General features: G+C 68.8%; 13 protein-coding genes. All 13 read right to left on the reverse strand.

All coding sequences use genetic code 11. The annotated features are described in order from the left end of the window. Positions 1 to 65 precede the first annotated feature (65 nt). Positions 66 to 362, reverse strand: coding sequence for a YggT family protein (locus ACYVGI_RS08620; protein WP_460632192.1), 297 nt, complete (start codon positions 360 to 362; stop codon positions 66 to 68). Between the two features lie 88 nt (positions 363 to 450). Continuing rightward, on the reverse strand, positions 451 to 963 hold the full coding sequence (locus tag ACYVGI_RS08625) for a cell division protein SepF (RefSeq protein WP_055896036.1): 513 nt from the start codon (positions 961 to 963) through the stop codon (positions 451 to 453). Positions 964 to 1,024: 61 nt separating this feature from the next. Next, a complete protein-coding gene (locus ACYVGI_RS08630) occupies positions 1,025 to 1,726 on the reverse strand; it encodes a YggS family pyridoxal phosphate-dependent enzyme (RefSeq protein WP_460632193.1) in 702 nt (233 codons plus the stop codon). Continuing rightward, positions 1,692 to 2,867, reverse strand: coding sequence for a cell division protein FtsZ (ftsZ, locus tag ACYVGI_RS08635; RefSeq protein ID WP_460632194.1), 1,176 nt, complete (start codon positions 2,865 to 2,867; stop codon positions 1,692 to 1,694). The genes ACYVGI_RS08630 and ftsZ overlap by 35 nt, the downstream gene beginning before the upstream one ends. A gap of 157 nt (positions 2,868 to 3,024) precedes the next feature. Then, a complete protein-coding gene (locus ACYVGI_RS08640; RefSeq protein WP_460632195.1) occupies positions 3,025 to 4,008 on the reverse strand; it encodes a cell division protein FtsQ/DivIB in 984 nt (327 codons plus the stop codon). Positions 4,009 to 4,018: 10 nt separating this feature from the next. After that, a complete protein-coding gene (murC, locus tag ACYVGI_RS08645; RefSeq protein ID WP_460632196.1) occupies positions 4,019 to 5,428 on the reverse strand; it encodes a UDP-N-acetylmuramate--L-alanine ligase in 1,410 nt (469 codons plus the stop codon). A 55-nt stretch (positions 5,429 to 5,483) separates the two neighbouring features. Continuing rightward, positions 5,484 to 6,551 carry a UDP-N-acetylglucosamine--N-acetylmuramyl-(pentapeptide) pyrophosphoryl-undecaprenol N-acetylglucosamine transferase gene (locus tag ACYVGI_RS08650; protein WP_460632197.1) on the reverse strand — a complete coding sequence of 356 codons (1,068 nt, stop codon included), beginning with the start codon at positions 6,549 to 6,551 and terminating at the stop codon, positions 5,484 to 5,486. Further along, positions 6,548 to 7,792, reverse strand: coding sequence for a putative lipid II flippase FtsW (ftsW, locus tag ACYVGI_RS08655; protein ID WP_460632198.1), 1,245 nt, complete (start codon positions 7,790 to 7,792; stop codon positions 6,548 to 6,550). Before ftsW ends, ACYVGI_RS08650 begins: the two co-directional genes overlap by 4 nt. Then, positions 7,758 to 9,287: a UDP-N-acetylmuramoyl-L-alanine--D-glutamate ligase gene (murD, locus tag ACYVGI_RS08660; protein ID WP_460632199.1), complete on the reverse strand. Its 1,530-nt coding sequence runs from the start codon at positions 9,285 to 9,287 to the stop codon at positions 7,758 to 7,760. The genes ftsW and murD overlap by 35 nt, the downstream gene beginning before the upstream one ends. Further along, positions 9,284 to 10,396 carry a phospho-N-acetylmuramoyl-pentapeptide-transferase gene (mraY, locus tag ACYVGI_RS08665; protein ID WP_460632200.1) on the reverse strand — a complete coding sequence of 371 codons (1,113 nt, stop codon included), beginning with the start codon at positions 10,394 to 10,396 and terminating at the stop codon, positions 9,284 to 9,286. The genes murD and mraY overlap by 4 nt, the downstream gene beginning before the upstream one ends. Continuing rightward, entirely contained in the window at positions 10,393 to 11,820 is a 1,428-nt protein-coding gene (locus tag ACYVGI_RS08670; RefSeq protein WP_460632201.1) for a UDP-N-acetylmuramoyl-tripeptide--D-alanyl-D-alanine ligase, read from the reverse strand. Before ACYVGI_RS08670 ends, mraY begins: the two co-directional genes overlap by 4 nt. Further along, entirely contained in the window at positions 11,820 to 13,364 is a 1,545-nt protein-coding gene (locus tag ACYVGI_RS08675; protein WP_460632202.1) for a Mur ligase family protein, read from the reverse strand. Before ACYVGI_RS08675 ends, ACYVGI_RS08670 begins: the two co-directional genes overlap by 1 nt. A gap of 11 nt (positions 13,365 to 13,375) precedes the next feature. Beyond that, positions 13,376 to 15,124 (reverse strand): peptidoglycan D,D-transpeptidase FtsI family protein, encoded by a 1,749-nt coding sequence (locus ACYVGI_RS08680; protein ID WP_460632203.1) that lies wholly within the window; start codon positions 15,122 to 15,124, stop codon positions 13,376 to 13,378. Between the last annotated feature and the right edge of the window lie 12 nt (positions 15,125 to 15,136).

Raw genomic sequence — 15,136 nt, forward strand, 5'->3', positions numbered from 1 at the left:
CGCACTCATCCGGCGTCGGCTCGTCAACACTACATCCCGAGGCGCACCTGGCTGCGGATCGACTCTCAGATAAGACCGGGTGTCACGTACAGGCCGATGATGACGACCAGCATCGTGAGGCTCCACCCGAAATCGATGGCGATCGGGCCCATCGAGAGCGGAGGGATGATCCTGCGGAAGAACTTGATCGGCGGATCGGTCACCACGTACGCCGACTCCGCGAGCACCAGGCCGAAGCCGCGCGGCCGCCATCCCCTGCTGAAGGTGCGGACCAGGTCGAGCACGAAGCGCGCCCAGAGCACGAAGAAATAGATCAGGAGGAGGTAGTACGCCACAGTGGCGACGATGGAGAGGACGAACACGAGTCTCAGTATGGCCGAGAGCGCGCCGCCCAAGCTGGGAACGGCGCGCTCTCGGAGTGTCGGTGGTTTCGCCCTGGGCGAAGCGGGGTCAGCCCTGGGCGAAGAAGGACGCGTCGACCTCGGCGTCCTGGCCGCCGTGCTCGCCGGAGACGACGACGTGCGACGGGGAGAGCAGGAAGACCTTCGGCGTGACGCGCTCGATCTTGCCGTAGAGGCCCTGCGAGAGGCCGCTGGCGAAGTCGATCAGGCGACGTGCATCCCCTTCGCTCATCTGCGACAGGTTGATGATCACCGGGATGCCTTCGCGGAAGGACTCGGCGATCGCCTGGGCGTCGCGGTACTGGCGGGGGTGGACCGTGAGGATCTCGTTCATTTCCTGTACCGAAACATTCCGTGCGGTGGACGATTTGCGCAGCGGGGTCACCGGGGCGCGACCGGCCACGGGGGCGACCGGTGCTGGATGGGGAACGGGTGCGACGGGCGCCTGGTGCTGCTGGGGCGCCTGCTGACGCTGCGGCTGCTCCTGAGCCTGCTCGTCGTACTCGAGCTCTTCGTCGGCGAGGCCGAGGTAGACCATCGTCTTCTTCAGCGGGTTGGACATGCGATCCTCCGTGTACCTGTGCGCCGTCGCTTTCCACGCACGACGAACCTTCTCTTCGAGATTAACCGGGCTGCGGTCGATTCCCGGTAATGGCCGTGCCAATGCGAAGGTGTGTCGCCCCCTCCGCGATGGCGTCGGCGTAGTCCTGGGACATGCCTGCGGAGATGTTCGTGGCGTCCGGCGCGATGCGGCGGACGCGCTCGCTCGCGAGCCGGACCCGCTCGAAGGCGCGACGGGGCTCCTCGTCGATCGGCGCGACCGCCATCACGCCGAGCAGCCGGAGGCCCGGCGTGTCGACGATGTGGTCGACGAGCGGTTCGAGGTCGCGGTCTGCGACGCCGCCGCGAGCGGGGTCGTCTGTGAGGTTGAGCTGCACGAAGCAGTCCACGTCCCACTCGTCCGAGCGCAGTGCATCCACCAGCGACACACGGTCGACCGAGTGGATGACGGACGCGTACGCACGCGCCTGTCTCGCCTTCTTGCTCTGGAGCTGCCCGACGAAGTGCCAGCGCAGGTCGAGGTCGGAGAGTTCCGCCGCCTTGGCCTGCGCCTCCTGGTGACGGTTCTCCCCCACGTCGGCGACGCCGAGTTCCGCCAGCTCGCGCACGAGCGACGCCGGGTGGAATTTGGTGACGACGATGGTCGTCAGCTCCTGCGGCGAACGCCCGGCGGCGCGGGCGGCATCGGCGATGCCTGCCCGCACGGCGCCGAGCCGCTCCGCGAGCGGACTACTTGAGGAAGTCGGGGATGTCGAGGTCGTCATTCTCGTCGTCGAAGGCAGGGTCCTTGGGCGCGGCGTCGGACACGGGGCTCTCCCCCGCAGACCAGGCGTCCGTGGACGGCGATGGGATGTCCTCTGCGTCGAGCGCGGCGGTGCTCGCCAGCCCGTCCTCGTCGCCGGCCTCGACGAACGTGGTGCGGCGCGCCTCTGCGAGCTGCGCCTTGACCGCGTTGGGCTCTCCGCCGTCGAATCCGGCTGCGATGACCGTCACGCGCACCTCGTCGCCCAGGGTGTCGTCGATGACGGCTCCGAAGATGATGTTGGCCTCTGGATGCACGGCCTCCTGCACCAGCCGGGCCGCGTCGTTGATCTCGAAGATACCGAGGTTCGACCCACCCTGGATGGAGAGCAGCACGCCGTGCGCCCCGTCGATGCTCGCCTCGAGCAGCGGGGACGCGACGGCGAGCTCCGCCGCCTTGATGGCGCGGTCGGCTCCGCGGGAGGAGCCGATGCCCATGAGGGCGGACCCCGCTCCCTGCATGACCGACTTGACGTCGGCGAAGTCGAGGTTGATGAGGCCGGGGGTGGTGATGAGGTCGGTGATTCCCTGCACACCGGCGAGGAGCACCTGGTCGGCGGTGGAGAACGCCTCCAACATGCTGATCCCGCGGTCGCTGATCTCCAGCAGCCGGTCGTTCGGCACGACGATGAGGGTGTCGACCTCTTCCTTCAGCCGCTGCACACCGGCTTCCGCCTGCTCAGAGCGGCGCTTGCCCTCGAAGCCGAACGGCTTGGTGACGACACCGATGGTGAGCGCGCCGATGGACTTGGCGATGCGCGCGACGACGGGAGCGCCTCCTGTGCCGGTGCCACCGCCCTCGCCAGCTGTGACGAAGACCATGTCGGCGCCGGCGAGCGCCTCCTCGATCTCCTCCGCGTGGTCCTCGGCTGCGCGGCGACCGACCTCCGGGTCGGCTCCTGCTCCGAGTCCGCGGGTGATCTCACGGCCGACGTCGAGCTTGACGTCGGCGTCGCTCATCAGCAGTGCTTGCGCATCCGTGTTGATGGCGATGAACTCGACGCCGCGAAGCCCGAGTTCGATCATCCGGTTGACGGCGTTGACGCCGCCGCCGCCGATGCCGACGACTTTGATCACGGCGAGGTAGTTCTGGTTTGATGTCACGTCCGGCCTCCACTGGGAACCTTCAACCTCAAGTCGAGGCTTAAAGTTATGCTCAGTATGCAATTCTTGATTCGACGTTAGGTGCGCACGGGCTCTGCCCGCGTATCGCACGGGGCGTGTCGGAAAAGTCGGCGCCCAACCCGGCCATTCTGCCCGGTCAACCCGTCGTCACGCTGTGTGGGGACGAGACGTCGAAGACACGGGCGGTGGATGCGCCCTTCAGCAGGGCGGACAGGTCGGCCACCTTGAGCGACGAGTCGTCCGCGCTCCCCCAGATCACCTTCGCGCCGCTGTCGCGGAGCGTGAAGCTCACATCGTCGGCCGTCGTCGCCGAAATCGTGTCGACGCGGGCGAGCAGGTCGGCCGGCAGCGCGCGGAGCACCTCGGCGGCCGCCGCGAAACCGGACTTGGCGTCCGTCTCCGCCGCGGCGCCGGATGCGGTGATCAGCGGATAGCCGTCCTGCCGCGTGCCTGCGGTCGCGATCGAGACCTTCGCCGCATCCACGAGGGTGAACGTGGAACCGCTCTGCAGCACGCCGATCGGCTGGCGCTCCACGATCCGCACCACGATCGTGTTCGGCGGGTGGCTCTCGACGCTGTAGCTCCTGATCAGCGGGAACGCGGCGAGGTCGCCGCGGATCGCGCCCTGGTCGACCAGGGGAAGCGGTCGGCCGACCTGGTCGGAGAGCGCCTTCTTCACCGCCGCGACATCGAGGCGGGAGGTGCCGGTGACCTCGATGGTGCGCAGCGCCATCAGCGGGGAGAACGCGGTCAGTGTGACCCCGAGGACCAGAGCGACCACGACGCCGAGCGCGGAGAACCAGACGAGCTTCCTGCGCCGGGAGCGCTTGGTGAAGCGACGCACCTCGCCGCGCTCGACGCGTGCGCGCTCCTTCTTGGCCTTGCGCAGCTCGCGGCTGATCTCCCGGTTGGACGGAAGGTGGTCGTACGGCTCGGCGGGCTTGCGCTCGGCCGAAGCGGCAGCGGGAGCCGAAGCGGCGACCGAGGGCGCCGCATCCGCCGGGCTCGCCCTGACGATCGGAATGGGCTCCGTGCTCGCCTCAGGACGGCTCGGCGGTGCGACGGGCGGCTGCGGCTGAACGCCGGCAGCCGACCGGTCGAAACCCTGGGGACGCTTCACGACGGGACGGCTATCCTCGCACGCGGCGGAGCGAGTCGAGCAACTGCGGCACGATGCGGTAGACGTCACCGCAGCCGAGGGTGATCACGAAGTCGCCGTCGCGGGCGATCTCGGCCGTGTGGTCGGCGGCATCCTGCCAGTCGGCGATGAACGCGACGTGCTCCGGATGCGCGAACCGGTCGGCCACGAGTGCCCCGGTCACGCCGGGCTCCGGGTCTTCGCGGGCACCGTACACGTCGAGCACGACGGTCTCGTCCGCGTAGGTCTCCAGCGTCTCGGCGAACTCCTTCGCGAACAGGCGCGTGCGGCTGTAGAGGTGGGGCTGGTGGACGGCGATGATCCTGCCCTCACCGACGACCGTGCGCGCGGCGGCCAGGGCGGCGGCCACCTCGGTCGGGTGGTGGGCGTAGTCGTCGTAGACGCTGACACCGCCGACTGTGCCGTGCAGCTCGAAGCGGCGCTCTGTGCCGCCGAACTCGGCGATGGCGGCCAGGGACGCTGCCGGGTCGAAGCCGAGGCCGGTGAGCACCGCGAACGCGCCTGCCGCGTTGATCGCGTTGTGGCGGCCGGGCACCCGGAGCTGCGCGGAGTACTCGGCGCCGTCGTATGACAGCGTGAAGGCCACGGGGCCGTCGGTGACGATGGAGTGCACGCGCACCTCGGCGTCCTCCGCCTCACCGAAGGTCACGATGCGCTTGTCCGGCGCCTCCGCACGGAGCTTGCCGGTGACGTGCACGGCGCCGGCGTCGTCCGAGGAGACGACGACGAACTCGCTCGCCTCGCGGGCGAAGGTGACGAACGCGTCCTCGAACGCTTCGAGCGACCCGTAGTGGTCGAGGTGGTCGGGGTCGACGTTGGTGATGAGGGCCACAGCCGTGTCGTAGAGCAGGAACGAACCGTCCGACTCGTCCGCCTCGACGACGAACAGGTCGCCGGAGCCGGTCTGCGAGCTCTTGCCGAGCGACTCGATGACGCCGCCGTTGACGAAGCTCGGGTCCTCTCCGATGCCGAGGAGGCCGGTGACGACCATCCCGGTCGAGGTGGTCTTGCCGTGCGCCCCGGCGACGGAGACGAGGCGCTTCCTGCTGATCAGCCAGGCGAGCGCCTGCGAGCGATGCAGGACGGGAAGGCCATTCGCGAGCGCGAGCTGGTACTCCGGGTTGTCCTGCCAGAGCGCGCCGGTGACGACGAGCGTGTCCGCATCCCCCACGTTCTCCGCGGCGTGACCGACGGCGATGGTCGCGCCGAGCTCGCGGAGGGCGAGCACGTTGGCAGACTCGCGCACGTCGGAACCGGTCACCGTGTACCCGGCCTCGAGGAACAGGCGGGCGATGCCGCTCATACCCGAGCCGCCGATGCCCACGAAGTGGAGGGCGCCGAGCTCCTCGGGGAGCGTCATGGTGAGGTCGGGTTTGATCACGAGCACTGCTTTCGGTCGGGACGGAATCGCACCATCAAGTATGACGGTACGCGCTCTACAGCGAGCTTCGGATGAGCGACACCATGCGGTCGGAACCGTCGCGGACGCCGGCTGTCGCGGCGCGGGCGCCCATCGCAGCCACGGCGACGCCGTCGGCGAGCAGCGGCAGGAACTTCGCATCCACCCACGCGGGAAGGAACGCCGCGTCGTCGACGAGGATTCCCCCACCCGCCTGCACCACGCCGGCCGCGTTGAAGCGCTGCTCACCGTTGCCGACCGGGAACGGCACGTAGGCGGCAGGGATGCCGAGGGCGGCGAACTCGGAGACGGTCGCCGCTCCCGCGCGCGCGACGGCGACGTCGGTGATCGCGAAGGCGAGGTCCATCCTGTCGCAGTAGTCGAGCAGCCTGTAGTGCTCGATGCCCGGGTCGGACAGTTCGCCGCGGCCACCCTGGATGTGCAGGATCTGGTACCCGGCGGCGACGATGGCCTGCGCGCGGTCGGCGATGGTCTGGTTGATCCGACGAGCGCCGAGCGAGCCCCCGGTGACGAGGAGGGTCGGCCGCGAAGCGTCGAGACCGAACTCGGCTGCGGCGAGCGGCCGGGACGCTGCGCGGTCGAGGTCCTCGATCTCGACGCGGAGGGGCATCCCGACGAAGGTCGCGTGCGGGAGTCTCGTGCCGTCGAAGGCCACGCCGACGTACGGCGTGTACCGGGCGCCCAGCCGGTTGGCGAGGCCGGGCTTGGCGTTCGCCTCGTGCAAGACGAGCGGCACACCGGCCTTGCGCGCGGCGGAGTATGCGGGCGCAGAGGCGTAACCGCCGAAACCGACGACGGCGTCGATGCCGCGATCCCGGATGAGCGAGGTCACCGTGCGGATCGTTCGCCGGTACTCGCCGGGGAACCGGAGGGCGGCGGCGTTCGGGCGGCGAGGGAACGGCAGCTTCGGGATGGTCGCCAGTTCGTAGCCGCGGGCAGGGACGAGGCGGGCCTCCAGGCCCTCCGCCGTGCCGAGCACCAGCACCTCGGCCGCCGGATCGTCACGGCGGAGCCGGTCGGCGACGGCGAGCAACGGGTTCACGTGACCGGCGGTTCCCCCACCGGCCAGAAGGTAGCGGGTCACTCCGCCGAGCCGTCCGCGACGCGCTCGCGGCGCGCCTCACGGCCGGTCTCCCGGGCGAAGGACAGGACGATTCCGATTGCGATCATGGAACTAATCATCGCAGTGCCTCCCGCAGAGATCAGTGGGAGCGGCACGCCGAGCACGGGTATCACGCCGAGCACCACCGCGATGTTCACGAACGCCTGGCCGATCAGCCACACCATGATCGCCGCCGTCGTGACGCGCGCGAACGGGTCGGTGGACGCGTGGATGATGCGCAGGAACACGATCGCCAGCAGCACGAACAGGATGAGCACGACCACAGCGCCGATCAGTCCGAGCTCCTCTCCGATGATGGCGAAGATGAAGTCGGTGTCGGCAGCGGGAAGCCAGGACCACTTGGAGTGCGAGTTGCCCAGCCCGACGCCGAACACGCCGCCGGAGGCGAGCGCGTAGAAGCCGTTGTCGATCTGCCAGTTCACATCCGGGTTGGCGGCGGACGAACCGCCGAAGAGCGCTGCGATGCGCCCGAGCCTCGACTCACTGGAGATGGCGACGAGGAAGGCGAGGATGCCGATGGCGATCGTGCCGACGGCCAGGTGCCGCAACCGCACCCCCGCGAAGAACAGAGCGCCGAGCAGGATGGCCGCCATGATCATCGTGGTTCCGAGGTCACCGCCGAGCGTGACGAGCAGGATCGCCCCTCCGCCGATCGGCACGATGGGAACGGCGACGTGCTTCCACTGCCAGAGCATGTCCTTCTTGCGGGCGAGCACCACCCCGAGCCAGACGACGAGCGCGACCTTGATCGCCTCGGACGGCTGGAGCGTCTGCGAGCCGATCTTGAGCCAGTTGCGGTTGCCGCCGATCTCCATCCCGAGCGGGGTGAAGAGCACGAGCAACTGCAGGAAGCAGGCGAAGGCGAGGAAGAACCAGATGGTCTTCTTCCAGAACCGCGAGGGCAGCCGCGAGACGATGAACATCAGCGGCAGGCCGATCAGGGCGTACGCACCCTGCGACCAGAACCTGGCGAAGAAGTTGTCCGTGTCGTTGTGCGACTCCACCGACGACGACGACAGCACCATCACGAGTCCGAAGACGACCATGAACAGGGTGATGCCGAGCAGTAGGAAATAGTTCGCCGACTCGGCCTGCACCGCCTTGCCGAGCGAGATCCGCGCGGTCAGACCGGCGAGCTTCGACGAGGACGCGCCGGACTTCTCCAGGTCAGGCCTCTCCAGGGTGCGAGGCGGATTGGTCATCCGCCTCACCTCCAAAGAACTCGTTGACAGCCGCCTGGAAGAGACGGCCACGCTCTGCGTAGTCGGAGAACTGGTCCATCGACGCCGCCGCAGGAGCGAGGAGAACGGTGTCTCCTGCCTGCGCGACGCCACCGGCCAGCCTGACCGCCAACGGCATCACATTCTCAGTCTCGTCGGCGTCCACCTCGTAGACCGGGAGCTCGGGGGCGTGTCGCGCGAATGCGGAGCGCAGCGCCTCCCTGTCCGCTCCGATGAGCACGACGGCGCGAAGCCTGCCGATGTGCGTGCGCACCAGTTCGTCGATGTCGACGCCTTTGAGCAGGCCGCCCGCGATCCAGACCACGGACTCGTATGCGCGCAGCGATGCTGAGGCGGCGTGCGGGTTGGTCGCCTTCGAGTCGTCCACCCAGTGCACACCGGCCTCGATGCGCACCAGCTCGATGCGGTGGGCGTCCAGGCGGAACGCGGCCAGCACATCCCGGATCGCGATGGGCTCGACCCCGTACGACCTGGCGAGCGCGCTGGCGGCGAGGATGTTGGCGACGACGTGCGGTGCGGCAAGGCCGGCCTCGCGCAGCTCGTCGAGCGTGGTCAGCTCGATGGCCGTGGTGAACCGGTCTTCGAGGAACGCGCGGTCGCAGAGAATGCCGTCGACGATGCCGAAGTCGCTCGGGCCCGGCACGTCGAGACCGAAGCCGATGGCGCGGGCGCCGTCGATGACCTCCGCTTCCTCGACCATCTCGCGGGTCGCGCTGTCCGCCTTGTTGTAGACGCAGGCGACCTGCGCGTTCTGGTAGACCTTGGCCTTGGCGGCCTTGTACGCGTCGAGCGAGCCGTGCCAGTCGAGGTGGTCGTCTGCGATGTTCAGGCAGGCGGCCGAGTACGGCGAGAGCTCGCCGCCCGCGTTCCTGTTCATCCAGTGCAGTTGGTAGCTCGACAGCTCCACCACCAGCACGTCGAAGCCCTGCGGGTCGCGGATGGCGTCCAGCACCGGGATGCCGATGTTGCCGCACGGCGCTGCACGGTATCCACCGGCGACGAGCATCGTCGCGGTGAGCTGCACGGTGGTGGTCTTGCCGTTGGTGCCGGTGACGGCGATCCAGTCGGCCGGTGCACCGACCTTGTCCCTCAACCGCCAGGCGAGCTCGATGTCGCCCCAGATCTGCGTGCCGCGTTCGGCCGCCCAGTTCAGCAGTGGATGGTCGTGGTGGAAGCCGGGGGATGCGATCACGAGCTCCGGGTCGAACTCCGCCAGCCGCGCCGGGGGTGCGCTCAGGTCGGCCTCCTCCAGGAGCTCGGCGCCGATGACCTCGAGCAGCATCGCGCGCTCGTCGTCGGCCTTCGCCGTGACCACGAGCACGTCCGCGCCGAGCTCGGCGAGGGTGTCCGCCACGGAGAAGCCGGTGACGCCGAGGCCGTAGACGGCCACGCGCAGGCCGCGCCAGTCGGCGTGCCAACTGGTCAGCGCAGCCAGGCGATCGTCGAGCTCTGTCACGTCGCGAGCCATTCGAGATAGAAGCTGCCGACGCCCGCTGCGACCAGCAGTCCGCCGATGATCCAGAACCGCACGACGACCGTTACCTCCGCCCAGCCCTTCAACTCGAAGTGGTGGTGGATCGGGCTCATCAGGAAGATGCGTCTGCCCCTGGTGAGTTTGAAGTACGCCCGCTGCACGATCACCGAGCCTGCCTCGATCACGAACAGGCCGCCGATGAGGACGAGCAGCAGCTCGGTGCGGCTGAGGATCGCGAGGGCCGCGACCGCGCCGCCGAGGGCGAGCGAGCCGGTGTCACCGAGGAAGATCTGCGCAGGCGAGGTGTTCCACCAGAGGAAGCCGACGACAGCGCCGACGATGGCTGTCGCCACGATCGCCAGGTCGAAGGGGTCGCGCACGTCGTAGCACTTTGCCACGTTCGCCGGGTCGAGCTTGATGTTCGAGCAGGACTGGATGGACTGCCAGAAGCCGATGATGATGTACGCGCCGATGGCGAGGATGGATGCACCGGACGCCAGGCCGTCGAGACCGTCCGTGACGTTCACGCCGTTCGACGTGGCGGCCACGATGAAGTTGATCCAGATCAGGTAGAGCCCGTAGCCGACGATCACGCCGATGGCGCCGAACTTGGTGATCGACATGAAGTCGATCGGCAGGTCGCGGATGAGCGAGACGCTCATGGTCGCGGGCGTGTCGCCGTTGCCGTTCGGGAACATGATCGCGAGGAACGCCCAGACCGTCGCGACGACCACCTGTCCAGCCACCTTGGCCCAGCCGGTGAGGCCGAGGCTGCGCTCCCTCCTGGTCTTGAGGAAGTCGTCGATGAAGCCGACGACGCCGAGACCGACCATGAGGAACAGCACGAGCAGCGCGGACACGCTGGTCTCGTCACCGGTCAGCAGGAGGGCGACGAAGTACCCGAAGAGCGTGCCGAGGATGACGACGATCCCGCCCATCGTGGCGGTGCCGCGCTTGGCGTGGTGGCTCTGCGGGCCGTCGTCGCGGATGAACTGTCCCCACTGCAGGCGACGGAACAACCGGATGAACACGGGTGTGAGGAACAGGGTGAACGCCATCGACAGCGCACCGGACGTCAGCAGAGCTCTCACGAGAACAATTCTCCCAGTCGATCGCCCAGAAACCGGAGACCGGCGGAGTTGGAGGACTTCACCAGCACGGTGTCCCCCTCGTTCAGGGACTCCTGCAGGTGCTCGAAGGCCTCGTCCGGCGTGTCGAAGTACTTCGACTCGCCGTCCCACGAGCCCTCGTTGATGGTCGAGATGTGCATCCGGCGTGCCGCGGGGCCGACGACGATGAGCTGGTCGATGTTGAGGCGCACGACGAGCAGACCGATGCGGTCGTGCTCCTCGCCGGAGAACTCGCCGAGCTCGCTCATCTCGCCGAGGACCGCGACGGTGCGTCCGCCGGGCTCCGCGATCTGCGCGAGCGTCTTGAGCGCCGCCGCCATCGAGTCAGGGCTGGCGTTGTATGCGTCGTTGATGACGGTGACGCCACGGGCACCGCCCATGACCTCCATCCGCCAGCGTTCGGCCCTGGTGACGCTCTGCAGGCCGTCGACGATCCTGTCGATGCCGACGTCCAGCGTGTGGGCGGCAGCGGCAGCGGCCAGCGCGTTCATCACGTGGTGCTCGCCGAGCACCCGGAACTGCACAGCGCGGGACTCGCCGTTCGGCAGGTGCAGCACGAACGAGGTGCCGCGGGCGCTCGAGACGATGTCCGTCGCCCGCACCGCTGCGCGGTCGTCCAGCCCGAACCACAGGATGCGCGCGACGGTCTTGTCCGCCATCGACGCGACCCGCGGGTCGTCCAGGTTGAGGACCGCGACGTCCGAGTCCAGCAGGTCGCTGACCATCTCGGTCTTCGCGGCCAGCGTCGCCTCGATGCCGCCGAACTCTCCCGCGTGGGCGAGCCCGACCTTGAGGACGATGCCGATGTCCGGGCGCGCCATCCGCACGAGGCGCGCGATCTCGCCGATGCCGCTCGCGCCCATCTCCGCCACGAGGAACTCGGTGTCCTCGGTGACTTCGAGCATGGTCACCGGAGCGCCGACCTCGTTGTTGAACGACGCCCGCGGAGCGATGGTCGGCCCGACCTGCTCGAGGATCTCGCGCAGCAGGTTCTTGGTTGTGGTCTTGCCGTTCGAGCCGGTGACGCCGACGATCTTCAGCAGGCCGGCCGAGCGCACGCGTGCGATGACCTCGGTGGCGAGGTCGCCGAGCGCGACGACCGTGTCGTCGACCACGAGCTGCGGGACGGGACGGGACCAGCCGGAGGTGTCGAGAGCGTGATCGACCACGACGAGGGAGGCTCCTGCATCCACGGCCTGCGGCACGAACAGGTGGCCGTCGGTGAACTCGCCGTGCTTGGCGAAGAACAGCGTGCCGTCCACGACCTCGCGGGAGTCGGTGGTGGAGAGGCCGTCAACGACGGTCTCCTCGGTCGCGCCCGTGCCGTCGAGCACGAGGGAGCCACGGGTGGCGGACGCGATCTCCGCCAGAGTCAGGCCGATCATCAGAGCCACCCGGCCTCTCGCAACGCCAGCTTGGCGTCGTCGCGGGCGGAATACGGGATGCGCTCCCCCGCGACCTCCTGGTAGTCCTCGTGCCCGGGGCCCGCGTAGAGCACCACGTCGCCCTCTCCGGCGAGCGAGAGCGCCGTGCGGAACGCCGCCCTGGGATCTGCCACCTCGTACAGCTCCAGGTCGGGGACGGCCCCGCGCGCTCCGTCGAGGAGGGTCGCGCGGATGGCGGCCGGGTCCTCCCAGCGCGGGTGGAAGTCGGTGATGACCACCGCATCCGACCCGCGGGCCGCGATGGCGCCCATGTCGGTGCGCTTGGTGGTGTCGCGGTCGCCGTCCGCTCCGAAGACCATGACGATCTTGCCGTCGCTGACCTTGCGGAGCGCGCTCAGGGTCGAGAGGAACGCGTCGGGGCTGTGGCCGTAGTCGATGAAGACGACCGGGCCGCGGTCGCCGGAGATGCGCTCTGCGCGACCGGGGATGTACGCGTCGATGCCGCCGTCGCGGTCGAGCGCCGCTCCGATGGCGTGCAGGTCGTACCCCGACTCCACGAGCATGATGATCGCGAGCGCGGCGTTCGCCGCCATGTACGAGCCGAGCAGCGGCACGCGCGTCTCGATGCGGCTGCCCTCCGGGCCCTCCAGCACGAACGCGGTGTGCTCCAGCGTCTCGTCGGTGACCGTCATGGTCCACTCGGCTTCTCCGCCAGGAGACGTCGACAGCGTGGTGACCGGGATGCGGGACTGCTCGACCAGGGCGCGGCCCCAGTCGGAGTCGACCGTGATGACGCCGCGGCGGGCGCGGTCGGGCTGGAACAGCTCCAGCTTCGCCGCGAAGTAGTCGTCCATCGCGTCGTAGTCGTCGAGGTGGTCGTGGCTGAGGTTCGTGAAGCCGACGACGTCGAACACGATGCCGTCGACGCGGTGGCGGCTGAGCGCCTGCGCCGAGACCTCGATGGCGACGGCGCGGACGGCCTCCTCGCGCATCCTGGCCAGCAGGGCGTGCAACTCGCTCGCCTCCGGAGTGGTCAGCTTGCTCGTGATCGCGGTGCTGCCGATGCGGCGCTCCGCGGTGGAGCTGAGGCCGGAGACGACGCCGAGCTGCCCGAGGATCGCGTTCAGCAGGTACACGACGCTGGTCTTGCCGTTCGTGCCCGTGACGCCGAACAGCGTCGCCGCGTTCTCGTCCGTGCGGTAGATCCACGCGGCGACCGCGCCGAGGGCCGCACGCGCATCCTGGGTGACGATGACGGGGAGGCCGCTGTCTGCGGCGAGCTCCGCGCCCTCCTCGTCGGTCAGGATCGCGACGGCGCCCACCTCAGCGGCCTTCGCCGCGTAGCTCGCACCGTGGGCGTTCCTGCCGGGGACGCCGACGTAGAGGTCGCCTGGCTCGATGGCGGTGGTCGCGAGTGCGACACCGGTGACCTCGACTGCATCGAGATCGCCGCGCCATTCCAGCCCGAACTCCCTGGCCAGCTGTGCGAGCGGTCGGGCGACGGGATGTTCGGGGCGCAGGGACGTAGGCGCCGGTCCTGTCACGGGGCTCACTTTCAGTAGTACGGAGGGTAGTCGGCCGGGGTGGACGTTGACGGCTTCACCCGGTAGGTCTTCAGCACCTGGCTCATGATCGTGTGGAACAGCGGAGCGGCGGCTGCCGACGAAGTAATGGTAGTCGGGTATCCGAGGTTGACCGAAACGACGTACTGCGGATCGTCGACAGGGGCGACGCCCATGACCGACACGTAGTACGACGGCAGGTAGCCTCCGTTGCCGTCCGGCTGCTGCGCCGTTCCGGTCTTCGCGGCGACCCGGTAGCCGGGGATCTGGAGCTGTCTGGCGAGCTCGCCCTGGGTGACGACGCTCTCCATCATCCCGAGGGTGGTGTTGGCCGCGTCGGCGGAGACGACCTGGGTGGCCTTGGGCTTCGGGACGTCGACGACCGTGCCGTCCGACTTCGTGCATCCCTCGACCAGCGACAGCGGGATGCGCTTGCCGCCGTTGGCGAGCGCCTGGTAGGCGCTCACCATCTGCACCTGCGTGGCGGAGACGCCCTGGCCGAACATCGTGGCGTACTTGGTCTGGTCGTCCCAGTCGGCGACCGGGTTCAGGATGCCGTCCGACTGGCCGGGGTACGGCACCCCGGTGGCATCGCCGATCCCGAACTTCTTGAGGTAGTCGTAGCGGGTCTGGTCGGTGAGCGCCTTGCCGAGGATCGACATCCCGACGTTGGACGAGTTCATGAGCACGCCGGTGAGGGTCAGCCGTTCAGGGTCGTGATAGCCGGAGTCGTGCAGATCTGCGCCCTGGCCGGAGACGAAGCGGTACGGGGCGAGCACCTCGCTCGTCGGGCTCGCTTTGCCCTGGTCGATCAGCATCGCGGCGGTGAGCGCCTTGAAGGTCGAACCGGGCTCGTACGGAGTCGTGAACGGCAGGAGACCCCAGTACTGCGAGTCCGTGGCATCGATGTTGTTGGGGTCGAGAGCCGGCCACTGGGCGATGGCCTTGATCTTGCCCGTCTTGGCGTCGGCGACGGTCACGAAGCCGAACTTGGACCCCGTCGCTGCGACCTGCTGGGCGAGCGTCTGCTCGCTGAACCACTGCAGATCGCGGTCGATGGTGAGTTTGAGCGTGCCGCCGTCCTTCGCGTCCTTCTGCGTGACCGTGCTGCCGGGGATGGCGACGCCGTCCGCTCCCCGCTGATACGTCTGCGATCCGTTCTCGCCGGCGAGGCAGGCGTTCTCGCTGTCCTCGAGACCGCCGAGTCCGCCGGCGGAGACGAAGCCGAGCAGGTTCCCCGCGACGGCGCCGTTCGGATACGTGCGTGCCGGCACCTTGGTGAAGGTGAGCCACGGGTACGGGAGCTTGTCGAGCTTGGTGAACGCGCCGACGTCGAGGCCGGTCTTCACGAGGGCGTACTGCGACTTCGGGTTGGCCGCGAGGGCGTCCTCGATGATCTTCTGCACCGCGGGGCCGCCCTGACCGGTGATGGCGCCGATCTTCGCCGCCGCCTCGATCATGGTGGCCTTGCCGTCCTTGCCGGCCACCGCATCCCGCGGGGAGACTGCGGCGGTGTACTTGTACACCGTGTCGGCGAGGACCGTGCCGCTGTCGTCGACGATGCTGCCGCGGGCGCCGAGCAGGGTCGTCTCGACCTCTTTGGCGTTGACGGACTTCTTCTGCAGCTCGGCGGCGTTGACGACCTGGATGTCGACCAGCTTGGCGCCCAGAATGCCGACGGTCGCCGCGACAGCGACGACCGTGATGGCGGTCCTGCGCCGCATCATCTTTCTCGTAAGCACGTTCGGAACTCG

The organism is Leifsonia lichenia (assembly GCF_054780215.1).